Source organism: Paracoccus onubensis, assembly GCF_003591515.1.
Taxonomy (GTDB): domain Bacteria; phylum Pseudomonadota; class Alphaproteobacteria; order Rhodobacterales; family Rhodobacteraceae; genus Paracoccus; species Paracoccus onubensis.
Map to the genome: position 1 here is coordinate 18,146 of NZ_QZCG01000014.1, position 23,439 is coordinate 41,584.

Consider the following 23,439-nt stretch of genomic DNA (forward strand, 5'->3'; position numbering starts at 1 on the left):
TCTGTCATTGTCCGAACGAGAGCATCTGCTGGCGCGGTTCGGAGACCTGTTTGACGTCTTGCCGGGCCTCTGGCACTCATTGCGAAGCTGAAACGGCGCTTATCCCCCATCAGAAGATGAAATCATCGGCATCATAAGCCCGGCCGAACCCCACAGCGCCAAAATTGACTCCGGCAAGCAGGATCGAGCCGGTGCCGTATACGATCATGGCGTCACCATTCACATTCCGAAGATGGTTATTCACCAGATCGGCAAAACTATCGATCGCGATGATCTGGATCAGGTTGATATCCTCGGCGTCAGTGCTGCTGAAATCCCTGATGACGTCATGACCATCGCCGGCCGAGAAGAGGAACATATCAGCCCCGGCGCCGCCGAACAGCACATCGTTGCCGATTTCGCCATACAACCTGTCGTCGCCGATCCCTCCGCGAAGCGTGTCCGCCCGACCGCCACCATACAGCACATCATTGCCGGCATGCCCCAGCAGCGAATCGTTTCCGCCATGCCCATGCAATGTATCATTCCCGCCTTCGCCAAGCAGCGTGTCGTAGCCGTCTCCGCCATTCAACTGATCATGACCGGCGGCGCCATTCAGCCGGTCATGCGCCGCACCGCCAAACAGCCGGTCATTTCCGCCCCCGCCGAACAATCTGTCAAAGCCGCCGCCACCGAAAAGCTGATCGCGTCCCCCGCCGCCATAGGCACGATCGTTTCCATCGCCAGCGTAAAGCGTATCATTCCCGTCTCCGCCCCAAAGCTGATCGCGTCCGGTGCCGGCATAGAGGCGATCGTCCCCCATCTGGCCGGCAAGAATGTCGTTTCCCGTCTCGCCAAGCAATCGATCATTGCCCCTTCCACCGAACAACTGCTCCGCACCATATCCGCCCCGCACGGTATCGTTGCCCGAACCGGCGCTGATTTCATTCGAAACGCTATTCCCCTGAATGAAATCATTGCCCGAACCGGTGATCAGGTTTTCGATCAGGGTGCCGCGCGCGATGCCCAGATTGCCCGCCACACCGTCAATATCCGAAAATGTTTCCTGTCTTAGCGAAACCCGGTCATTGCCCGTGGAGAATGAAAGGTTCAGCGTATCGCGGCCACCGCGATCGAATATGGTGAGCGCGACCGGGGCTCCGCCAGAAAAATGCCCGTTTCCATCACCACCGGCCAGGTAATCGGCAAAATGGACCATATAACCCGAGAGGTTGGTATTCACCCCCCAAATGGTATTCCCCGCCGTTGGGCTGGAGCCGCCGGGACGGCCGTACAAGCTTTGAACGGCAATATTATCCACCATCATTGTCGTCAACAGAGTGGCGTAATCGGCACTGACGGTTATGTTGTCCGTCTGGCTGAAATAGGACATGATGGATAGTTGCCAGCTATCATTTATGAAATCTTCATCGATTCCATATGAGGCATATCCATTGTAATTGCCCTGATGCCCCAGACCCAACGCATGTCCAAGCTCATGGATATAGGTCTGAAATGAATAACTGTCCAATGTCGTACCATAGGTCGTCAGCCAGTTGGTGCCGATATTGACGGCGGAATCGATAATCCTGCCACCGGTCAAATTCGAGGTGGAATATGCTCCGCTGTTGTGGTCGTCGAACACGATCTGTGCGTTGGAATTATTGACGATCCGGAAATCGATATTGGCAACCATCTCCCAGGCTTGCATCGCCCAGCGCGCCAGTTGCTGTCCTGCGACTGTCAATCCACTGATATCAGCAGATATCTGATTGCTGGCCGAGGTATCAAAGGCACGCGGAAGCTCACCCTGATCTTTCCAGAACCCATCTGTCAGATAGGTGGCAAGCCTGTCCAGTGAAGCAGGCCCCATTCTTTCAACGGCCAACCTGTAAGTGCCGGTTTCGTTGTCGCTGTAACTTGCCGCGGACAGATAATAGGTTCCCGTAACATCTGCCGTAAAGGCCATCGACGCTTCAAATCCCATCCCGCCATCGTCATCAGTGCCGATAAGATTCCCTCTGGAATCGTAAAGGTATAGGAAAGTGTCGGACAGCGTCCCCATACCGCTATTGGCGCCCATCAGATCAAACTTATAGCTTGCTCCGTCGGTCAGGTTGATCGCCACCCAGTCCCGATCGCCAGATGTATCCAGATTGCCGCTGAACGAGTCGCCTGCCCCGATCCTGTAATCGGTTGTCGCGTCGTCCGGGGCGTCTCTGGTTTCAATAATATCCGCCCGGTGGATTCCCGAAACCCCGGCCGCAAATGGCGTTGCAATCATGTTTGAGATCAGGGTGCTGCCGGTATTTGACATCTGAGACATGGTAAACCTTTATCTTGCGTTATCTTCCACAGTTCCGCGGCGGAAATTCGGCATTACTCTCTACGGGCCGGGTCGATGGCTTTCAGCATCCCTTCACTTGCATCTACGATCGAGCGCGCGAATCGATCATAGATTTTCGGTGAACCCGTCGCGTCCATTACGTCAAGCCATCTCTCGGGGCCAAGCTGGCGCGGGCCTTGCCCGATCTGCCAGTCGAGCCTGCCGGTCATCCCCTGCGCGGTCACATCGGACATCACCAATGCCACGCCCACATCGCCGGGCCGGGATGGTATCTCATCGCCTGGCGCGACATTCCGGATAATACTGGACGGGATTGCTTCGGCCAAGGCTTGTACCATTGCCTGACAAAGCCGCTTCGGTTCGGCAATATCGGAAGGGCAGCTTAGCAGGATGACCTTGCGGTCAAGCTGTCGCGCCTGGGACATCGGAGGCACGAATGCGCTTACCGCAACGATTACACAAGCACAGATGAGACCAACACGATACATCATACAGCTTCCACAACAGGCTGGCATCAGGTGAAGCCATCTCACGAGATTCCTGTAGTTTTTTACTATCATTTTTCAACCGGCGCGTCGAGAACTGTGTCGAAAGATGGTTTATCTCAAAGCCGGCCACACGAGATCCGTAACAGACCGTTCCCGTTTCAATTCAACAGCCAATTAACGGCCAAGCTGCCGCCTACTGCAAAAAAACAGGTCCGAGACCATCTTTGCTTGCCTGCCTCGCGCATTCCAACCCTGCGCATGTTCCGGGTTAATCAAGCGCCGATGGTCATCAGCAATCCCGCCGCAAGCCGGGCGCGTTCACTCAGGCTTTCGATCTCGATATGTTCGTTCAGGGTATGCAACCCCTTGCCTCGCACCCCGATGGAATCCAGGGTGGGAACGCCCATAGCGCCGGTGAAATTGCCATCCGATCCGCCGCCCGAACTTCCTGCGGTCAGCTCGAAGCCCAGTTCCGCGGAAAACTTCCTTGCCATTTCGTAAAGCTCCAGCGTGCCGGGATTGTCGGGTGACCAGACCGGGCGGGTCACGCCCCGCGTAACTTCGAAAGTGACACCGTTCTCCTCGCCCTGAAGAGCTTCCATCGCAGCGACTCCGCCGTCCAGATCCTCCTGGGTCTTGGCCATCGTAAGCGCTTCGGCGCGGCATTCCGAGGACACGCAATTCACCCATTGCCCCGCATGGATGACACCGACGGAAAAGGTGCAATCCTCCGTTGTCATCGCCTCGATCTCAAGAATCTTGCGGGCCATGGCGGCAATCGCCGATCGCCCGTCTTTAAGCGCCCATCCGGCATGGCTGGGCCGGCCATGGGTCAGAAGGTTGAAGCGGGCGATCGCATAGCGTCCAATCACCGCGCCGCCATCCTCTTTCGCAGGTTCCGGCACCAGAACGGCCCGTTTGTCCCGCGCCTCATCCTCGATCAACTGCCGTGTCGAGGGGGTGCCCGCCTCCTCATCCGGCGTGAACAGGAAGGTCACCGGCAGCGGGGTCTGCAGCCCGGCTTTCTGGATCTGGCGCATCGCTTCAAGGCAGATATAATTACCGCCCTTCATATCCTGAATTCCCGGCCCGTAGCACAATCCGCCCTCACGCCGGAAAGGCAGTTTCTCAAGTGTTCCGACGGGATGGACCGTATCCAGATGCCCTGAAATCAGGATACCGGCTTTACGGCCCTGATCCGGGTGCGGAAAGGTCGCGCGGACCGAATCCCCGAAGCCCTGCGTTCCCGGCAGGATCTCGACGCTCGCGCCGATCGCGGCCAGATCGCGTGCCGCCAACGCCGTCATGCGGCTGACCGCCGCCGCGTCCCATGTGGGGCTTTCGCATTCGATCCAGGGCCGCAGCCCTTTCAGGATTTCATCATCGTCAAAAGGCAAATTCAGCGGGTTCATGCGACCTCCAATGGCAGACGGCGTTCAATGATGCGGGCGTAAATGGATGCGCCCACCGGCAATATCCCGGGGTCAAGCACAAAGCCCGGATTGTGCAGCGGCACCGTACCCGCATGACCAACCCTTCCATAAGCACCGGGAACGACCTGCAGCATATCGGCGAAATCCTCGGAGCCGGTCGCGGGTTCGCATTGATCGGTGACCATATCGGCGCCGACGACATCAGCCGCCGCCGCCAGCCATTCATCCGCAAGAACCGCATCATTGTTCAATACGTCGAAAATATTGCGAAACTCGACATCGATGGTCACGCCGAAACCTTTGGCAAAGCCTTCGCAGATCTCGCGCATCCGGGTTTCAATCAGATCCCGGCTTGCGGTCTTGAAATATCGTACGGTGCCCGCGATCCACGCGGTTTCGGGAACCACGTTATACGCGCTGCCCGAATGGATCTGCGTGACCGACAGAACGGCGCTTTCAAGCGGTGGCAGGTTGCGGCCCAGAATGGACTGGAACTGCCCGACCAGCGCCGAGGCGATCATCAGGGCGTCGCGCGACTGATGCGGCATGGCGGCATGGCTGCCCCTGCCCTTCACGCGGATATCGAAGAATGACGCCCCCGCCATCGCAGTCCCCTTGCAAATCTTGGCTCTTTGCGGGTCGCCCGACGGGTCGTTATGCATCCCGTAAACCTCATCAACCGGAAAGCGCTTGAACAAGCCATCGGCGATCATCCCGCGCGCGCCGCCAAGCCCCTCTTCCGCGGGTTGAAAGATCATGACCGCCGTGCCGTCGAAATTCCGGCTGCCGGCAAGATATTTCGCCGCGCCCAGCAGCATGGTCGTATGGCCGTCGTGACCGCATGCATGCATCTTGCCCGGCGCCGTCGAGGCATAGTCCAGCCCGCTGGTCTCTTCGATGGGCAACGCATCCATGTCTGCGCGCAATCCGACCCGGCGGTTTCCCTTGCCCCGCCCCTGAAGTAATCCGACGACACCGGTTCCGGCGATATTCTCGTGAACCTCGTCAAAGCCGAAATCCCGCAATTTCGCGGCGACGATCCCGGCGGTTCGGGTTTCTTCGAAACCGATTTCGGGGTTTGCATGCAGATCGCGAAACACCTCTTCGAGCTCTGGCGTGAATGCTTGGATTTCAGGCAGGATCGGCATGGTTCACCTCGGTCATTTCTCGGAAGTTCTGGAAATCCCATTTGCGGCCGGGCGCGGCCTCGATCAGGGTGCGGGTATAGTCGTGCCGGGGATGAACCAGCACTTCGGCAGCAGAGCCCTGTTCGACGACAACGCCCTGCTGCATCACGATCACATCGTCGCAGATCTGTGCCGCGACCCTCAGATCATGGGTGATGAAAACGATGGCGATGCCCAATTCTTGCTGCAACTGGTCAAGCAGGCTCAGAACCTGTGCCTGAACCGAAACGTCAAGCGCCGAGACCGCCTCGTCGGCGACCAGAACATCCGGGCGCATCATCACCGCGCGGGCGATGGCGATCCGTTGCCGCTGCCCGCCCGAGAACTGATGGGGATAGCGCCGCAATGAACCTTCGGGAAGCCCGACGAATTCAAGCATCCGGCCAGCCTCTGCCAGCGCCTCCCTGCGCGAGGTGCCGTAATTCAACGGCCCTTCGATCAGACTGTCGGCAACCTTCCATCTGGGGTTCAGCGACCGCATCGGATCCTGAAACACCACCTGAAGTTTCTTGCGATGGGGCTTAAGGGCGTTCCGGCCAAGACTGGCGATATCCTTGCCGTCGAGCAGGATCTGCCCCGATGACGGATCGATCAGCCGCATGATACAGCGTGCGACAGTGGACTTGCCCGAACCGGATTCACCGACAATCCCCAATGTCCGACTGCGGTGAAGGGTAAAATTGACATCCTTGGCCGCGTGAGTCTCGGGGAGTTTCCGCAACAACCCGCCGCCGCCATATATCTTGTTCAGATCTGTGACCTGCAGCACCGCCTCATCTCCGGCCGGTCTGGGCGCGCGCGGCGACAGGCTGGGCACCGCCGTCAGAAGTTCGCGCGTGTATTCGGCCCGGGGCTGCCGGAGAAGCTGTTCGACCGGGCCATGTTCGGCGATCTCACCGCGCCGCATCACATAGACCGTATCCGCGATTTCGGCCACGACACCCATATCATGAGTGATAAACAGAACGGCAGTGCCATGAACCCGTTGCAATTCCGCGATCAGCGACAGGATCTGCTTCTGCGTAGTCACGTCAAGCGCGGTCGTAGGTTCATCCGCGATCAGCAGGACAGGCTCCAGCACCAGCGCCATGGCGATCATGATCCGCTGCCGCTGGCCGCCGGAAAGCTGATGCGGATAAGACCGGAAAATACGTGGCACATCCGGCAGATGAACCTGCTCCATGATCGCGATGGCCCGCGCGCGCCGCTCGGCTGCAGAAAGTTCGGTGTGAAGCTCCATGACCTCCATGATCTGATCGCCCACCCGCAGCACGGGATTAAGCGCGGTCATCGGCTCCTGAAAGATCATCGCGACCCGGGCGGCGCGCAATTCGCGCATCTGCACCTGCGTAAGCGGTAGCAGATCCCGGCCTTCGAGATTGATCCTGCCCTGGGTGACCTGCAGTGCCTCGGGCAGCAACCCCATGATCGCAAGCGATGTGACGGATTTTCCCGACCCGGATTCACCAACCAGACAGACCGTTTCGCCCTGCCTGATGGTTATGTCGATATTATTCAGAACCTGTGGTTGTCCGGCGGTATCCGGCAACGTCACCGTCAGGTTCTCGGCGGTCAGGGCGACGGGGCTGGCGTCGAAGTTTCGTGACTTGAACTGCATGACCTACCCCGCCCGCTTCTTGAGGCGCGGATCCAGCATGTCACGCGCCGCATCGCCCAGAAGATTGATCGACAGGATACAGAGCGACAGCATGATCCCCGGATACAGGATCAGATCCGGCTTGATCCGGAAGAACAGCCGCCCTTCGGCCATGATATTGCCCCAGGTCGGCGTTTCGGTGCTGACGCCCGCGCCAAGGAATGACAGCAGCGCCTCGGTCAGGATGGCCGATGCAAGGACATAGGTTCCCTGCACGATCAGCGGCGCAAGCGTATTGGGCAACAAATGCCGGATCAGGATTTTCGGCATCGACGATCCCAGCGCCAGCGCCGCCTCGACATAGGGTTCTTCGCGTGCGGCCAGCACGACGGCGCGCACCAGCCGGACGACGCGCGGAATCTCGGGGATGGTGATCGCCGCGATGACGGATGTGACCGAAGGGCCGTTCAGCGCGACAAGCGCGATGGCCAGAAGGATCGCGGGAATGGCCATCAGCGCATCCATCATCCGCATAATGATCGCATCCGCCATGCGGTAGAACCCCGCGACCAGCCCGATGACAAGACCGATGATGACCGAGACGACCGCTGCCAATATACCGATATACAGTGACAGCCGCCCGCCGATCAGCACACGGCTGAGAATATCGCGGCCGTAATTGTCGGTACCCAGAGGATGGCCTTCCATCGGCCCCTTGAGACGGGACAGAGGGTCCATCTGCAGCGGATCATGGGGCGCGAACCAGGGCGCCAGAATAGAGCAGATAACGATCAGTGACAGGACCACGACCGCGATCTTCGGGCCCAATCCAAAATGAGAAAGCCGGAAGACGCGCAGGATGGGCTGCATCGCGGCCGCGGGCTGAGCAGGCTGTGACATCAATAGCGTATCCTTGGATCAAAGAAGGTGTAACTGAGGTCAATGACCAGATTCACCAGCACATAAAGAAAGCTTGTCAGCAGGATCATGGCCTGAATCACCGGATAGTCGCGCGCCAGGATCGCATCGACCGTCAGGCGGCCGATTCCAGGGATATTAAACACCGTTTCGGTGACGACAACGCCTCCGATCAGCAGCGCGAACCCCGTGCCGATTACGGTCAGGATCGGCACGGCGGCGTTTTTTAACGCGTGCCGAAACAGCACCCGCCTTTCGGAGGCCCCCTTCGCCCTTGCGGTACGGATGTAATCCTCGCCCAGAACTTCCAGCATATTGGCGCGGGTCATTCGGGCGATCAGCGCGACATAGATCGTCGTCAGCGTCAGCGCCGGAAGAAAAGCATGGGTCATGAACGCGCCCAGTCCCTGCGACAGCGGCACGTAGCCCTGTACCGGAAACCAGTTCAGCTTCAGCGAAAAGATCAGGATGAAAATATAGCCGGTCACAAAGACAGGGACCGAGAAACCCAGAACCGAGAATGTCATGACCACGTAATCCGCGCCTTTGCGGTGCTTCCATGCCGCAAGCACGCCCATCGGGATCGCGAGCGCCACCGACATCAATATGGTCAGCACCCCGATCGACAGGGTCGGACCGATACGAGAAGCGATCATCGAGGATACCGGCGTGCTTGAGATCAGGGAGGTGCCCAGATCGCCCCTCGCAAGCTGGCCGATCCATTTCGCGAACTGGATATGCAATGGTTCGTTCAGACCCATTGCTTCGCGGATACGTTCAAGTTTGGCAGGTGTCGTCATGTCCCCCGCGAGGATCGCAGCCGGATCGCCCGGGGTCAGGCGAAGCAGCAGAAACACGAATACCGCAACCAGCAGCATCACCGGGATGACAGCCAGGATACGCCGCAGGATATAGCCGAACATCGGAACTCCTTGAAACTATGGATCGGTCGTTTACGGGGCAGCTTGCCGGAACAGGCCGCCCCGCCACGGGTCCTGAACCGGGGATCAGTCGGCCTTCTTCATGTTCCAGAACACCGGAACAGGCGACGGGATCATATCGGTGATCGTGTTTCTTCTGGCTTGCGGGAAACCGTATTGACCAAGCGGAATCAGAAGCACGTTATCGGTCGCATGCCGCTGAATTTCCTCGGCTGCCGCTTTTTGCGCCTCGGCCCCTTCAGCCGCGATGAATTCGGCCTTGAGCTCTTCGATCTTCTCGTCGGTCGGCCAGCCGAACCACGCATCGTCACCCTGCCCGTTCAGCATCGGGTTGCTTATGGGATCGGAAATCTCGGGCACCAGCCAGTTGGTGATGAAGATATTCCAGCCTCCATCGGCAGGCGCGGACTGGCTGGCCCGGCGGGTGACCAGGGTCTGCCAATCCATCTGCTGCATGTCGACATTGAACCCGGCATCGCGCAGCTGCTGCGAAATCACGACCGGTTGGGTCGCCAGCGTCACGACATCCGTCGGTGCCATCAGCACGATCGGAGTGCCGTCATAGCCAGCCTCTTCCAGAAGCGCCTTGGCCTTGTCGACCCCGTTCCCCTCGACCAGCGTCTCGGCGCCGGTTGCACTTTCCAGCGGCGCGCCGCATCCAAGAACCGCTCCGCAGATCGTATAATACTCGGGATTTCCTGCCATCGCGGCAAGAACGGGTTCTTGCGAGATGGCGTAAAGCGCCGCCTGACGGATTTTCTGATTGTCGAAGGGCGGATGCAGGAAGTTCAGGCGGGCCATGGTCTGATAACCGACCGGCTCCCGCACTTCGACAGTCAGGTTCGGATCGCCTTCGAGAAGCGGCAACAGATCGACCTGCAGGACTTCAATATAATCGATCTCTCCGCTCAGGATGGCGTTCACCGCCGTCTGGATATCCCCCATGGTGACCCATTTGACCGCATCGACATTCACGACCTTGCCACCAGCCATACCGTCTGCCGGTTCGTCACGCGGGACGTAATCGGGATTCTTGCGATAGGTCACGCTGACGCCGGGCTGGAATTCATCCTCGGCGAAGATGAACGGGCCCGATCCGGTATAATCGGTGACCGCTTCATCTGCAGGCTGCTCTGCCACGCGGGCAGGCATGATGAATGGCGGAATGGCTGATTGCTTGGACAGAATGCTCAGCAGCGGGGCGAATGGTTCCTTCAGCGTCCAGGTGATCGTCTTGTCATCCGTCGCCTCCAGACTCTCGGTGCGATCCATGATGACCTGACCGCCCGCATCGTTCTGTGCCCAGCGGTTCAGCGAAGCAACCGCGTCGGCTGCCGTCACGGGCGCATCATCATGGAATTTCAGCCCGTCGCGCAGCGTAAAGACATAGGTCTTCTTGTCCTCCGAGATCTCCCAATCGGCCATCTGCGGCTGCGGCTCGAAATTGGAATCCTGCGCAAGCAGGACATCATAGATCATATAGGCATGGTTGCGGGTGATATGCGCCGTAGTCATGATCGGGTCGAGTACCCGCAAACCGGAATGCATCACCGCGGTGATGGTCTTCTCGGCCCATGCCGCACCGGTCATCAATGTCGATGCCAGTAACGCGGCGGTCAGTTTCTTGAGCATGTAATTCTCCCTGTTGGTGAGTATCCGTGCCCCCGTCTTGTTGCGGTTTCCCAAAGCAAAGCGAGACGCTGTCCAATGGGTGCGGGGTGTCACTGATTCGATCGGCACGAGCCCCGGAAAGATGCGGCCATGTTAACATGAATTGCTGGCCTGTCCGGCATTCGCCAACGAATATTAATGTATTGCATTCCGATACAGTTGCATTGAATATAAAGGTTACGTCGCGGCACAGTTTTATGTCAACGATTTGATCCACATGAGTCCGAAGATGCAACCGAAAGCCCTCAGGGCACAGTCGGATCCGGTATTTGTCCAATCCTTGGGCAAGGCAATGCGGGTGCTTGAGGCATTCCGGGATAGCGACGCTCCGCTTTCTCTTGCCGAGATTTCCAGCCGCGCCGGAATCACCCGCAGTGCCGCGCAAAGAATCGTGCACAGCTTTCGACAGCTTGGATATATGCGGCTAAGCGATGACGGCCGTGGCTTCCTGCTTGATCTGGGGATCCTCGATCTGACCTATAATTACCTGCGCATGCATCCCCTGATCCGCCGCGCGACCCCGATCCTGCAGGAACTGCGCCGCACTGTCCGGGAACGGGTCGATCTGTCGCTGTTCGACGGTCAAAGGATGGTCTACGCAGCCAGGCTGCAAAGCAAGCGAGAGGTATTCTTCGCTACCCTCATCGGCCACAGCGTTCCCACCTATTGCACATCAGGAGGCTGGGCGGTGCTGGCCATGCTGCCGGATGACGAGGTGAACATGCTGCTGTCCGCCGCCGAGATGCGGCAGGTAACCCCCCGCACCCTGACCGATCCGCAAGCCATACGCGAGCAGATCGAACTGACCCGGCAGAATGGTCACTCACTGGCCATTGAGCAGATTCTGATGGGAGAAGTGGCCATCGGCGTCGCCATTTCCGGCTCCGACAACCGTCCCGCAGGCGCAATTCATATTGCCGGAAACCTGTCCGAATGGCAGCCCGAGGAATTCCGCCGTCATGTCGCCCCGCTGGCCTCGGCGGCAGCGAGCGCGATGATCTGACCGGCGCGCTTTCCTGCTCATCCCGTGCATCTGTCTTGCGCGACAACGCCACTAATGGCAAAATAACTGCAATCAAACAAAGCCCACACGGCATTTCATGGCCGGAGAGGGACAAACAGGCAAATATAATAAGCAAGTACAATAAGGTGGGACAGGATGAGCAGTTTCTCTAGATGCCTCGGGCTGGGATTGTGCGCGGGGATCATCGTCCTCGCCGGATGCTCGAGCAACAAGAATACGCGCGCAAGATATTCAAGCAAGGATCTGAATTGCATGGAACGCGCCATTTTCTTCGAGGCGAACAGATCCAGCAGGGACGGGATGATCGCCGTCGGCACGGTTGTCATGAACCGGGTCGAGTCGGACGAATTCCCCAATACGGTATGCGGCGTCGTCGGCCAGAAGAACCAGTTCGCACCGGGTGTGCTGAGCAGGCCGATGAACTCCAAAGCGCTTCCCGACGTGAAAGAGGCCGCGCATGCGGTCCTGAACGGCGAAAGGCAGCGCGGAGTCCAGAGCGCGAAGTTCTTCCATACCGCGGGCTACAGCTTTCCCTATGACAACATGCACTATGTTCTCGTGGCAGGTGGCAATGCCTTTTACGAGAAGCGCAAATCCAACTTCGTGACCCAACGCGTTCCCCCTGCCCCGATCGACTGACGCGGGCCTCTGACCCGGATTGAACTTTTTGAGATTTTGGTCGGGGACGGCCTGTCTGATGGTGGACAGAAGCGCCTTTGGACATTAAAACCCCGCCAGTTCGGTACGATGTCAGGAAGGTCAGGGACCGTTGTATATGAAGATGCCCCGCGCAAAATTCAGTCTTGGGCAGGTCGTCCGCCATAAGGAGCGGCCGTTTCGCGGTGTCATTTTCGACGTGGATCCTCAATTCGCGAATACCGAGGAATGGTACGATTCCATTCCCGAAGACATACGCCCCTCCAAGAACCAGCCCTTCTATCACCTCTATGCCGAAACCGAGGCGACCTATTACGTCGCCTATGTCTCCGAGCAGAATCTGATTCTTGATATGTCGGGCGAGCCGTTGAACCATCCCGAAGTGGTCGAGATGTTCGGCGAGTTCGAGGATGGGCGTTATCCTTTGCAGGAGCCGCTGAACTGATCCGATCCCTGTCAGGACCGGGTTGCGCAATTCCTCTGCATCGCGCAAAAGACGGACATGCGGTCCCGTAGCTCAACTGGATAGAGCAGCCGACTTCTAATCGGCAGGTTGAGGGTTCAAGTCCTTCCGGGATCGCCAGTTTGACCTTAACCAATCGTGAATCCGCCTGAGAAAGCCGATCATTGGATCCGCGCATAAGCCTCGAATATTGGCGATGGCCGGCCTGATCCGTCAAAAAATGCGGAGGTTGACAGACTTTTCCCATCGCCGAAAGTCCCGCTGGCAAGCCAGCTGTAACCTTTGATCCAGGGGGTGCCGTCCATGTAGGCACAGATTTCCTGAAGGAAGCGGATCGTGTCGTCGACCTTGTATCTGTTAGGGCGGCGACCCTCTGCGGCTCGCCAGTCCGCAACACCGATCTCGGTAACCCAAAGCGGCCGACCGTACAGGCGGTAGGTTTCCTCAAGCCGCTCCACGACCTGCTCTGCATTCGGCGCGGAATAGGAATGCACACCGATACTGTCGATCTTCAGCCGTCGCCTGTCGGCCTGAAGCATGAAGTTCGTCATCCACCGCCCACGTGAATTGACGCAGGACGGCGAGACGATCTCATCCGCCAGATCCTCGATCCGCGGCCAGGCCGCCAGCGCCTCGGGGACCGACATGTTCGCCTGATTGCGAGCATCAGGCTCGTTGAAGCCAAAGAGGATCGGCTGGCGCCCGCTCAAGCGAGACAGCTGTGCGGGCGTTCGCCCGGGGTGCCAGCCCCAGACCATCGGAATAAAGGGGGCCTTTACCTGCCGGAACTGCTCCAGACTCCAGTTATAGTACCAGTTGCACCCAAGTCGCGATGAATAAAGCTCCTCTGCTCCGCAGAAGCCTTTTTTACCGGAAGCCCGAAACCCATAGACGCGGGAAGCCGCCAGCGCCGAAACTGCGCCGGCCAAACCGAGCCTCAGCATCGAGCGGCGCGACAGCGTTGAAAGATCCGACACCCGAGCGTCCTGTTTCAATGCATCTCCTTCGACCATAGCGCAGAAGAAAAAGCAGAGACAACGCCCCCATCGCAGGCCAATGATCAGGGTTGCGTCCGATATATGATTAAAATTCAAACAGCCAGCTTGATTAGATTTCATACAGGCGGCAATTTGCTGATGAAAGTATGTTATTTTGGGATTGTTGGATGCATAAAATCTTCAAACTTGTTGCGGTTTCACTAATCGGCGCGACATTGGCTGCCTGCGCGGGACCGGGACCCAAGCAGGCTGTTCTCTCGGCTCAGCAGGCACAACAGATAAGCGTTCGCGAAGCGCAGATCGACGTGTCGGCAATTGGCGCGGCGACGTCCGGTCGAAAGGTTCCGGCCTCCACGGTCAGGGACGAATTGCGCAAGGCATCGGGTGTGTTGCTGTGGTCGAATGGGCCGCGCGACGCTGTTGCGGTCGTGAAAATCGACAGCGTCAATATCATCGGCGTTGGACAGACAGTCCTGATCGGCGGCGAAAGCACGATGCGCGGCTCGGTATCGCTGGTTGATGCGAAAACTCGGGATGTCATCGTCCCTCCACAGGAAATCTCATCCGGTGGCGGCGGCTATACTCCCGGCGGCTTGATAGGTGCAGCCACACTGGAGGATAAGAGCCTTGAGACGACCCAACTGGCCACGGAATTCATGAGACGGGCCCGTTTGGCGATTTACAATCCCAATCCGAAATAGAGTGAATGGATACAAGCGCGTAAGCCGATCCGTTAGCAGCCGCTTCCTGCCTGGCACAACGCCACTTTGCGGATAGTTTCGCCGGTCAGGAACTATCCGCCGCCGGGAAGGCTGCGGTCAGTTCCGCTTCCTTCGATTGCTTGTCATAGATGCAGACATAGCGATCGAGTCCCGCATCCGTCCGATGATAGACGATGGCCGCGCCGTAGCTTTCCGAGCCAAACGGATTGACCTCGACCAGGACTGTGCCCTCCTTCGGGGACAAAGCCTCGCAGGCGGCTTGCACATCGGCGCGGAACTCGGCCCATGCGTCATCTGACGATGCATAGGAAAAAGCGGGCAGGCCAAACGCCAGAAAGCCTGCAAGAACGAGGGAGCGGGTCATCGAAGTCTCCGTATCTGGGTCATGCATTGGTAAAGCGCATGCGGCCTGCCCACAAGGCCATGGCTCGGGCCAAAGCGTTGATCAGCAAATGCCGCCCAAGTAATCCACAGCCCCGCCGCGCAGCTTTTTCACAAGGATATCATGACCCGATACCTGCTCATGCGCTGGGCGCAGATCGCGTTTCATGCAGTGAAAATACTCTTTCCGGCATGAATCCGCCGTGACTTCAGGCAGAAGAACATGGGTGGATTGCGCCCGTCGCACGGATTGGGTCTATGTTGCCGCGACCTCGATATTGATTAACCGGACGGAGCCGGAAATTGAGACAGCGCACGGCAAGAAAGGAACCATCCACGCCCAGGTGGCTCATCGATCTGTCACTATCCCGCCATAAGCACGGCTTCCTGATCACCGATGCAGGCTTTGCGGTTCAGCATATCCACCGATCGGATGAAATTCTTTATGTCGGTTTCGATGATCTTTCCGGTCCAAGAAGTAAAAACCGCCTCCGCGACCCCTGGGGCTATGCGTTTGCCGCCAAAGCCGGCTGGTCATATCTTGGCGTCATGGCCCATCATACGAATTGGTACCGCAACTCCAGTTTGTTTTCGGCGCTGGAAAAACTCGCCGAGGACGGCTTCTTCGCGCGGTTCGGGAAAGTCGTATTCTCCGGAACGTCCATGGGGGGCTTCGCGGCATGTGCATTTTCTTCTTTGGCGCCGCACTGCACCGTGATTGCCTTTTCCCCTCAGTCCACGCTGGATCCTGATATTGTGGGATGGGAAACTCGTTATTGGAGCGGCCGGAATGCCGACTGGAGCGGCCCCTATGCAGATGCCCCTAAGGAAATTCACGCGGCCGGTCACGTCTGGATCGTGTATGATCCCATGCTGGAACTCGACCGGCGACACGCGACCCGGTTTTCGGGTCCCAATGTTTCGCTTCTGAAGGCGCGCTGGACGTCTCATCACTGCATCAAGCATATGGCGCGCGCCAAGGTCCTGTCGACATTCGTGCGGGAATGCATCGACGGCAGCATGACAGAGGCGCGGTTCTATGAACTTTACCGCCGCGGCCGCTATGACCCCACGAGATTGGGAAGGCTCGTCACCGCGGTCGTGACACATGACAGCAGATCACTTAAAAAAAACCTTGCTTCGGCTTTGCGAAGCAAGGGGCGCCCGGTACTGGCCAGAAAAGTAGAGCGCGCCGCGAAGCGGTCTAATGGCTGAAGCCGTAATGTCGGGCGGATCGGGATACAGCCCGACGCTGATCAATGGGCCGGAAGGATCAGGCGGATAACATTTTCATGCCGACGCTCAGGCCAGCGCGTGCTGCACCGCCGGCAATTTCAGCAAACGCTGGTGATATGCTTCAAGCTTTGCGGGCAACACCATGCCAACGCGGTCTTTCCAGTTCAGCAGATAGAACGCCGCGGCATCGACGATCGTGAAACCGTCAAAGAAGAATTCCGAATCGCCCAGACGCTTCGACAGCATCGGGAAACCTTCGGTCAGCACCTCGCGCCCATGTTGACGCAGATCCTCCTGCGCTGGGGCCTCCGCCGAGAATTTTTCAGGCCGCAACAGGAACACGGCGCCCCGCATATGCAGCGACGACACGATATACTCGAGCAGTTCAAGCGCGCGGAGTTCCCCTAGCTGATCGCCGGGAAGCAGTCTGGCTGCCGAGAAGTTCCGGGCGATCCATTGGGCGATCACCGGGAATTCCGTCAACAGATTGCCGTCATCCAGTTCGAACGCCGGAACCTTGCCCTTGGGATTCAGCGCCAGATATTCCGGCTTGCGATGATCCCCCCTGGCAGTCGCGATCGTAACCAGTTCATACGGGGCCTGTACATGCTCCAGCAGAACCCGGATCCCGATCGAGCACGAGCCGGGTGAATGAAATAATCTCAATTTGCTCTCCTTCGGTTAGCCGCCGTCTTTCCCGGACAATCGGCCCGCGATTTTGCCTGCCAGGCCAAAACGTGGCGACCCCGGGTCTTCAAATCTGTTGTCGCAAGGCGCGCCGGCCATATGTTAAGCACTTTGTGCAAGCAGGGTAAGATGTCTCCCTGCCCGGCTTGAGCCAAACCAGTGGTTCCCCATCTCCGGCCGGAATCCCACCCAATCGCCGGACCGGATCGGGAAGATACGCTGTCATCCGCTTCAAACGCGATGTAAAGCATGGCAGATCGTTCGGAACATCGATACTCACCTGACCGGACGTCAGGATAAGTGCCGTGGTTGACTCGATGATCCTCAAACGGCAGTCCAATGTACGAACATGCAAGCGATATCCAGGTGCCATATGTCGAATCCCGATCTGACACGGAACGATGTGCATTTTGACTTCAGGGGGAAACGCGCCCTGATCACCGGTGCAAGCCGCGGCATCGGCCGCATGCTTGCTTCGGGTTTCGGCCGCGCCGGGGCCGATCTGGTTCTGACGGCACGCAAGATCGAGCCGCTTCAGGCTATCGCCGAAGACCTTCGTGCGCAGGGCTGCAATGTGGAATGCATGGCGGTGGATCAGCGTGATATCGACACCATCCGCAAGCAGCTTTCCGGTCTTTCTGCGATCGATATCCTGATCAACAATGCCGGAGTCGAAGAGCTGCGCCCCTCGCTGGATGTGGACGAGGCGCTTTGGGACAAGATCGTGGATACCAATCTCAAGGGCGCCTTTTTCGTCGCTCAGGCTGCCGCGGCCAATATGGCGGCCAATGGCGGCGGCGCGATCGTGAACCTTGCGTCGCTGACCTCATATGTCGGGGTTCCCACGGCAACGCCCTATGGCACCTCCAAGACCGGGATATTGGGAATGACTCGCGCGCTTGCGGCGGAATGGGGGCCTTTGAACATCCGGGTCAACGCCATCGCACCGGGATATTTCCACACGGATCTGACCAACATGTTCTACGAGGATCCGGCATGGGTCGCAGATATGGAAAGCAAGGTGCCGATGGGGCGGCTGGGCAAGCTTGAAGATCTGATCGGAGCAGCGCAGTTCCTGGCATCGGGCGCATCGGAATACATCACCGGGCAATGCATCGTGATCGATGGCGGATATCTGGCAAAGATTTAGACATTGGCGACACAAGGGATCATAAGAGACAGCGTCGGGCGCCAAGGGAGACATGAATGACCAACGGCTCACCATCCGAAAGCGCAATCTCGCCGGGCAAGCCGGGGCAGAGTACAGCGGTTCATGTACGGGATGTGACGATGGATTTCGGAAATGGCGCGCTTGCCGTCAGCAATGCCAGTTTCGAGTTGGAAACAGGTAAATTCCTGACCATCCTTGGGCCATCCGGTTCCGGCAAGACCACGCTCCTGCGGATGATCGCAGGGTTCGAGACCCCGACAAGCGGAGAAATCACAGTAAACGGCAAACCGGTGGATTCCGCGCCGCCGCATCGCCGCTCAATCGGCATGGTGTTTCAGAAACTGGCATTGTTCCCGCATATGACTGCCGCTGAAAACATCGCGTTCCCGCTGAAAATGCGCCGGTTCAATCCGAAGACCATTCCGGGCCGCGTCGATGAGTTCCTCGACCTCGTCAAGCTTGGCGGCTATGGAAATCGCCGCATCAACGAACTGTCAGGCGGCCAGCAACAACGGGTGGCCATCGCCCGCGCCCTTGTTTTCAAGCCGGAACTGCTGCTGCTGGATGAGCCGCTTGCCGCGCTTGACGTAAAACTGCGCGAGGAGATGCAGCTTGAATTCCGCCGGATCCAGCACGAACTGGGCGTCACGACGATCAATGTGACCCATGATCAACGCGAGGCCTTGGTCGTGTCCGACGACATCATCGTCATGGATGGCGGCAGGATTCAGCAGCATGCCAAGCCTGTCGATCTGTACCGTGCGCCCGATAACGCATTTGTGGCCGGATTTCTGGGCGTGGCGTCCTTTATCAATGGGCACGCCGTGCCCGGCGGTCTGGCATCGGGCGAAAACTTCCTGTCGGGCACGCATGCAGGGGATTTCGCCGATGGCACGGCAGTTCGTGGCGCTGTCCGGGCCGAACAAATCCGCATCGCAGCCGAAGGCGGCCAGCTTACGGCTTGCGATACCCGCCTGACCGGCACTGTCCGGGACACCATCTTCGAAGGCGAGCGTCAGCTTTACGTGGTTGCCACCGAGGAGATACCCGGAATCACCTTCCGCATCTATCACCACGATCCGGAAAGTTTCGGACTGTTCGAGATCGGAACGCGGGTGATGATCGGCTGGAATGCCCGCGACATGAAAATCTTCGAATCCCGCGCCTCATGAAAGATGCAGGCGATCCAACAAAGGAGACAGTGATGAACAGGAACATAACCCGCCGCGGGATTCTCCGCACCGGCATGGCAACCGGCGGAGCGGCGCTTCTGACGCCGTTTTCCGCATCCCGGATATTCGCGCAGGAACCCGAAAAACCGGCGGAAATCATTGTTCGCGCATGGGGTGGCGACTGGGTCGCGGCCCTGAAGGCCGGTGTATCGGACCGCTTCACCGAGGAAACCGGCATCGCCGTGCGCCATGACCTGACCGAGGATAACGAAATCCAGCCCAAGATCTGGGCCGCCGTCGCGCAGGGGCGCATTCCGCCGATCCATGTCAATTGGGACACCACGACCAATGCAAGCAAATCCGCGCTGCGTGGCGTGACCGAGGATCTTTCGGATCTGGCCAATCTTGCCAATACCACCGATCTGGCCAAACCCATCGGGCTGGATGGTTATCCGATCGTGAATACCTATGGTTACGTCTACGTTCTGGCCTATCGGCCCGAAGCCTTCCCCGATGGCGCTCCGAAATCCTGGCGGGATCTGCTTGATCCGCGCCTGAAACGCCGGATTGCGCTTTATAATGACGGTATCGGCTTCCATTTCCCGGCGCAGGTCGCGGGCGGCGGCTCACTGGAAGATATCCCGGGGAATATGGATGCCTGCTGGGAATTCATCCGCGAGATTAAAAATCAGCAGCCACTTCTGGGCGAGGACCCCGATTTCACCGCATGGTTCCAGAATGGCGAGATTGATGCTGCCTGCACCATTTCGACCAACGCGCTGGCCGCGAAGAAGAATGGCATCGATCTGGCCTGGACCGTACCGGAGGAAGGCTGCAAGTTCGATACGGACGGCTTGTGGATTCCCCAGGGCCTGCCCGAGAACGAGCTTTACTGGGCCAAGCAATATATCAACATGGCGCTGTCGCAGGAAAGCCAGCAAATCTGGCTTGACGGTCTTGGTCTGCCGGGCGTCGTTCCGGATCTGACACCACCGGAAGGACTTGAGAACGACCCGTCATATCCTACCAAACCCGAAGATTTCGAGAATCTCATCCGTATCTCGTCAAAGATCCAGATCGAGAATGAAAGCGAATGGTTCGCGAAATTCAAGGAAATCATGCAGGGCTGATATTTCCTCAAACGGAAGGACGCGCGGGCATCTGCCGCAGCCGCGTCCTTCGATGACGCCGAAACCCTGCTCTGGGCCCGCGTTTCGGCAGATTGGACCAAAGGCGAACTGATGCCCCGAGACAGTGAAGACAGGTCATTCCGCTATCCGTTGAAGTGGCGGATCATGGACGGGCTGAATGCGGCGCTCGACCTGTTATGGCCGCGCCGCCTTGGCAGATATACCGGCTGGGCGCTGCTGACCCCGGCACTGCTACTTGTCGGCATCCTTGTGCTTGGGCTGTTCCAGATCGCCGAAAACTCCTTGCATACGCTCGACACCTCGACCTTTCTGCCGGGCGAGGAATACACGCTTGCAAACTATCTCATCGTCGCGGAAAGCCCGACCTATTGGCGGATCATCTGGCGCTCGCTGCTTGGAGCCGGGCTGACGGTGTTTTTCACGCTTCTTCTGGCGCTGCCCTATTCCTATATGATGGTGCGCACCAATAAGGCCGCCCTGCGCAAGACCCTGTTGATCGTGCTGTTTCTGCCGTTCTTCATCGGTCAGGTCGTCAGGGCCTATGGCATCCTGATCGTGATGGGCAGCTCCGGGGCGGTGAACGACGCGCTTGGCCTTGTCGGGATCGAGCCGATACGCCTGCTGTTCAATTTCCCGGCCGTGGTTTTCGGTCTTGTCCAGTATATGCTGCCTTTCGCGGTTCTCATGCTTGCCCCGGCATTGACGGCAATCCCACGCGAGACCGAAACGGCGGCCAGTTCGCTGGGCGCAAACTGGCTGAAGGTCTTCCGGCATGTCATCCTGCCGATGGCGAAACCCGGCCTCGTCGGCGCCGCGCTGGTCGTCGGCACGCTGTCGCTGACCGATTTCGCAATGCCCGCGATGCTCGGCGGCGGCTCGCAGGATTTCATCGCGAATGCCATTTACGACCAGTTTTTCCGCACTGCGGATCAGGGCCTTGGTTCTGCCCTTGCCCTGCTTCTGGTCGCGCTCGGGTCGGTTATCGCAGGGGTGGTGATCGCGTTCTTCGGCGCAGGCACGCTTGGAATGAGGGGCAGGAAATGATCAGCCGATCGCAACGCGTCATTTTCTGGTGTCTGGTCTGGTTCTGCATCGTGATCCTGTCGGTGCCGACGATCATCGTGGTCGGCGCATCCTTGACGGGTGGCAATATCATCGCCTTCCCCCCGGACGGTCTTTCGCTGAAATGGTATCGCCAGATCGCGCTGGCGCGCGATTTGCAGCAGGCATTCGTCCGGTCGATCATCGTCTCGCTGATCTGCCTTGCCGTCTCGCTTCCGGTCGGCACTCTGGCCGGGATCGCACTTACCCGGTTCCGGCTTCGCTTCGCCAACGCGATTCAGATCTATCTTCTGCTGCCCTTCACCATCCCCCTGATCGGTTCAGGGATCGGCATGATGCTGGTCTTCGGAAGCTGGCATATTCTCGGCAATATCTGGCCGGTTGGCGTCGCGCTGTCGGTCATCAACCTGCCTTTCATCATCTGGTCGGTATCTTCCTCGGCGGCGGCGCTGGATAATGATCTGGAACTGGCGGCGGCAAGCTGTGGCGCCGGCCGCTTTGAGACATTCCTGCATGTCACGCTGCCGGGCGTGATGCCCGGCGTGATCACCGGCGGGCTGCTGATGTTCGTGCTGGCCATGACCGAATTTCTGGTCAGCCTGTTGCTGACCGATGCCCGCACGGTGACGCTTCCCGTGCAGATCTACAATAATATCCGCTCGATCATCACGCCGGATCTGGCGGCGGTCTCGTCGGTCTTCGTCCTGATCGCGTTGCTGGCGGTCTGGCTTCTCGACAGGCTCGTGGGGCTCGAGATCTTCCTGAAATCCAAATGACCGGAGGCATGGGCGACATGCTGTGCCTTCAAGACCCGAAAGGACTGCCATGGCTGACATAAATGTAAAGCATCTCAGATCGCTTTCCCGCGAAGAGCGCAGCGCATTGACCCGGCGTTCCGAAGCCGATCTTTCGTTCTTCCTTGAAAAGGTCGAACCGATTCTGGAAGCGGTGCGCAATCTGGGCGACGACGCGCTTGTGCGTTTCGGGCGCGAGCTGGACAAGGCTGATGGCCTGACCAAGGAAAACCTGAAAGTCTCCGAGGCCGAGTTCGATGAGGCCTTCGGGCTGGTCGATGACAAGGTGATCGAGGCGATCCGTTTCGGGATCGGGAACATCCGCAGCTTCCATGAAGAGCAACTGCCCGAACCGATGTGGCTGAAAGAGGTTCAGCCCGGGGCCTTTGCCGGCGACCGCTTTCTTCCGATCTCCTCGGTCGCGCTATATGTGCCGCGCGGCAAGGGCTCCTTTCCTTCGGTAACCATGATGACATCGGTGCCTGCTGTGGTTGCGAAAGTGCCCGATCTCGCAATTGTCACCCCTCCGGGGCCGGACGAAAAGGTTGACGCCGCAACGCTTGTGGCCGCGCGGATCGCCGGGGTGGAAACCATCTACAAGGTCGGCGGCGCTCAGGCCGTCGCGGCGGTGGCCTATGGCACCGAAACGGTGAAAAAAGCCCGCAAGATCGTCGGCCCCGGCAGTCCCTGGGTCGTCGCGGCCAAGCGGCTGCTGGCCGGCGTCATCGATCCCGGCCTTCCCGCGGGGCCATCCGAATGCGTGATTCTGGCCGATGATACCGTGTCCGGCCGTCTGGCCGCCATGGATTTGCTGATCGAAGCCGAACATGGCCCGGACAGCTCTGCATGGCTGATCACGCCATCCGAACGCGTGGTCAGCGAGGCTTTGGATGCGCTGCCCGAACTCTGGGGCCGGATGACCGAAGCGCGCATGGAATTTTCCCGTACCGTTCTTACCGGAAATTCAGGCGGCATCATCCTTGCCGAATCGATGGAAGACGCCTGCAATTTCGTCAACGAATATGCGCCCGAACATCTTGAGATCATGTCGACCCGGCCATTCGATTATCTTGGCGATATCACCGAGGCGTCCGAGATCCTGCTTGGCACGCATACGCCCGTGTCGATCGCGAATTTCGCGCTTGGCCCGAACGCGGTCCTGCCCACCTCGAAAGGGGCGAACACCTATGGGCCATTGTCGGTCACGGATTTCCTGCGCCGCAGCTCTATCGGTTACGTGACCGAAAAAGGCTATCCCGACATGGCCCGCAATGCCAGGACGCTTGCGGAATATGAAGGCTTCTCGTCGCATGCCAACGCGGTCAGCGATCTGCGTCTTGACTATCTGAAGCGCTAAGCG

Annotated in this window: 23 protein-coding genes and 1 tRNA gene; 13 read left to right on the forward strand and 11 right to left on the reverse strand. The window is 58.7% G+C overall.

Features of this window, described 5'->3' with window-relative positions:
• The first annotated feature begins 7 nt into the window (after positions 1-7).
• Positions 8-91, forward strand: coding sequence for a DUF6635 family protein (locus tag D3P04_RS23985; RefSeq protein WP_408634395.1), 84 nt, complete (start codon positions 8-10; stop codon positions 89-91).
• Between the two features lie 18 nt (positions 92-109).
• Here the strand turns inward: D3P04_RS23985 and D3P04_RS18380 are convergent, their stop codons facing one another.
• The 8 genes from D3P04_RS18380 to D3P04_RS18415 all read right to left on the reverse strand — a co-directional run bounded on the left by D3P04_RS18380 (position 110) and on the right by D3P04_RS18415 (position 10,522).
• Positions 110-2,305 carry a M10 family metallopeptidase gene (locus D3P04_RS18380; RefSeq protein WP_119751335.1) on the reverse strand — a complete coding sequence of 732 codons (2,196 nt, stop codon included), beginning with the start codon at positions 2,303-2,305 and terminating at the stop codon, positions 110-112.
• A 53-nt stretch (positions 2,306-2,358) separates the two neighbouring features.
• Positions 2,359-2,817, reverse strand: coding sequence for a hypothetical protein (locus D3P04_RS18385; protein WP_119751336.1), 459 nt, complete (start codon positions 2,815-2,817; stop codon positions 2,359-2,361).
• 269 nt (positions 2,818-3,086) lie between these two features.
• Positions 3,087-4,226, reverse strand: coding sequence for a M20/M25/M40 family metallo-hydrolase (locus tag D3P04_RS18390; protein ID WP_119751337.1), 1,140 nt, complete (start codon positions 4,224-4,226; stop codon positions 3,087-3,089).
• Positions 4,223-5,395, reverse strand: coding sequence for a M20 aminoacylase family protein (locus D3P04_RS18395; RefSeq protein WP_119751338.1), 1,173 nt, complete (start codon positions 5,393-5,395; stop codon positions 4,223-4,225). Before D3P04_RS18395 ends, D3P04_RS18390 begins: the two co-directional genes overlap by 4 nt.
• Entirely contained in the window at positions 5,379-7,052 is a 1,674-nt protein-coding gene (locus D3P04_RS18400) for an ABC transporter ATP-binding protein (protein WP_119751339.1), read from the reverse strand. The genes D3P04_RS18395 and D3P04_RS18400 overlap by 17 nt, the downstream gene beginning before the upstream one ends.
• Before the next feature lie 3 nt (positions 7,053-7,055).
• On the reverse strand, positions 7,056-7,931 hold the full coding sequence (locus D3P04_RS18405; RefSeq protein ID WP_119751340.1) for an ABC transporter permease: 876 nt from the start codon (positions 7,929-7,931) through the stop codon (positions 7,056-7,058).
• Positions 7,931-8,872, reverse strand: coding sequence for an ABC transporter permease (locus D3P04_RS18410; RefSeq protein WP_119751341.1), 942 nt, complete (start codon positions 8,870-8,872; stop codon positions 7,931-7,933). Before D3P04_RS18410 ends, D3P04_RS18405 begins: the two co-directional genes overlap by 1 nt.
• 84 nt (positions 8,873-8,956) lie before the next feature.
• Positions 8,957-10,522 (reverse strand): ABC transporter substrate-binding protein, encoded by a 1,566-nt coding sequence (locus D3P04_RS18415; protein WP_119751342.1) that lies wholly within the window; start codon positions 10,520-10,522, stop codon positions 8,957-8,959.
• Positions 10,523-10,790: 268 nt separating this feature from the next.
• On the opposite strand from D3P04_RS18415, the gene D3P04_RS18420 reads away from it, so the two are divergent.
• The 4 genes from D3P04_RS18420 to D3P04_RS18435 all read left to right on the forward strand — a co-directional run bounded on the left by D3P04_RS18420 (position 10,791) and on the right by D3P04_RS18435 (position 12,825).
• Positions 10,791-11,564: an IclR family transcriptional regulator gene (locus D3P04_RS18420; protein WP_232845082.1), complete on the forward strand. Its 774-nt coding sequence runs from the start codon at positions 10,791-10,793 to the stop codon at positions 11,562-11,564.
• Positions 11,565-11,720: 156 nt separating this feature from the next.
• Positions 11,721-12,224: a cell wall hydrolase gene (locus D3P04_RS18425; protein WP_119751344.1), complete on the forward strand. Its 504-nt coding sequence runs from the start codon at positions 11,721-11,723 to the stop codon at positions 12,222-12,224.
• A gap of 136 nt (positions 12,225-12,360) precedes the next feature.
• A complete protein-coding gene (gene hspQ, locus D3P04_RS18430; protein WP_119751345.1) occupies positions 12,361-12,687 on the forward strand; it encodes a heat shock protein HspQ in 327 nt (108 codons plus the stop codon).
• 61 nt (positions 12,688-12,748) lie between these two features.
• Positions 12,749-12,825 (forward strand) — tRNA-Arg (locus D3P04_RS18435).
• A 41-nt stretch (positions 12,826-12,866) separates the two neighbouring features.
• On the opposite strand, the gene D3P04_RS18440 is transcribed toward D3P04_RS18435, so the two are convergent.
• Positions 12,867-13,700 (reverse strand): glycosyl hydrolase, encoded by an 834-nt coding sequence (locus D3P04_RS18440; protein ID WP_182912929.1) that lies wholly within the window; start codon positions 13,698-13,700, stop codon positions 12,867-12,869.
• Positions 13,701-13,870: 170 nt separating this feature from the next.
• Between D3P04_RS18440 and D3P04_RS18445 the strand changes: the two genes are divergently transcribed.
• A complete protein-coding gene (locus D3P04_RS18445) occupies positions 13,871-14,404 on the forward strand; it encodes a hypothetical protein (RefSeq protein WP_119751347.1) in 534 nt (177 codons plus the stop codon).
• 85 nt (positions 14,405-14,489) lie between these two features.
• On the opposite strand, the gene D3P04_RS18450 is transcribed toward D3P04_RS18445, so the two are convergent.
• Positions 14,490-14,789, reverse strand: coding sequence for a hypothetical protein (locus D3P04_RS18450; protein ID WP_119751348.1), 300 nt, complete (start codon positions 14,787-14,789; stop codon positions 14,490-14,492).
• Between the two features lie 566 nt (positions 14,790-15,355).
• Between D3P04_RS18450 and D3P04_RS18455 the strand changes: the two genes are divergently transcribed.
• Positions 15,356-16,021 (forward strand): hypothetical protein, encoded by a 666-nt coding sequence (locus D3P04_RS18455; protein WP_182912930.1) that lies wholly within the window; start codon positions 15,356-15,358, stop codon positions 16,019-16,021.
• Between the two features lie 87 nt (positions 16,022-16,108).
• Here the strand turns inward: D3P04_RS18455 and D3P04_RS18460 are convergent, their stop codons facing one another.
• Positions 16,109-16,708 carry a glutathione S-transferase family protein gene (locus D3P04_RS18460; RefSeq protein WP_119751350.1) on the reverse strand — a complete coding sequence of 200 codons (600 nt, stop codon included), beginning with the start codon at positions 16,706-16,708 and terminating at the stop codon, positions 16,109-16,111.
• 394 nt (positions 16,709-17,102) lie between these two features.
• On the opposite strand from D3P04_RS18460, the gene D3P04_RS18465 reads away from it, so the two are divergent.
• The 6 genes from D3P04_RS18465 (at position 17,103) to hisD (ending at position 23,436) form a co-directional block, all read left to right on the forward strand.
• Positions 17,103-17,879, forward strand: coding sequence for an SDR family NAD(P)-dependent oxidoreductase (locus D3P04_RS18465; RefSeq protein WP_119751351.1), 777 nt, complete (start codon positions 17,103-17,105; stop codon positions 17,877-17,879).
• Positions 17,880-17,935: 56 nt separating this feature from the next.
• The gene (locus D3P04_RS18470) at positions 17,936-19,072 is read left to right on the forward strand and encodes an ABC transporter ATP-binding protein (protein ID WP_220475368.1); all 1,137 of its coding nucleotides are present in this window, start codon (positions 17,936-17,938) and stop codon (positions 19,070-19,072) included.
• Positions 19,073-19,104: 32 nt separating this feature from the next.
• A complete protein-coding gene (locus D3P04_RS18475) occupies positions 19,105-20,202 on the forward strand; it encodes an ABC transporter substrate-binding protein (RefSeq protein WP_119751450.1) in 1,098 nt (365 codons plus the stop codon).
• 111 nt (positions 20,203-20,313) lie between these two features.
• The gene (locus tag D3P04_RS18480) at positions 20,314-21,267 is read left to right on the forward strand and encodes an ABC transporter permease (protein WP_119751352.1); all 954 of its coding nucleotides are present in this window, start codon (positions 20,314-20,316) and stop codon (positions 21,265-21,267) included.
• Entirely contained in the window at positions 21,264-22,061 is a 798-nt protein-coding gene (locus tag D3P04_RS18485) for an ABC transporter permease (RefSeq protein WP_119751353.1), read from the forward strand. The genes D3P04_RS18480 and D3P04_RS18485 overlap by 4 nt, the downstream gene beginning before the upstream one ends.
• 49 nt (positions 22,062-22,110) lie before the next feature.
• Positions 22,111-23,436 (forward strand): histidinol dehydrogenase, encoded by a 1,326-nt coding sequence (gene hisD / locus D3P04_RS18490; protein ID WP_119751354.1) that lies wholly within the window; start codon positions 22,111-22,113, stop codon positions 23,434-23,436.
• The last annotated feature ends 3 nt before the right edge of the window (positions 23,437-23,439 follow it).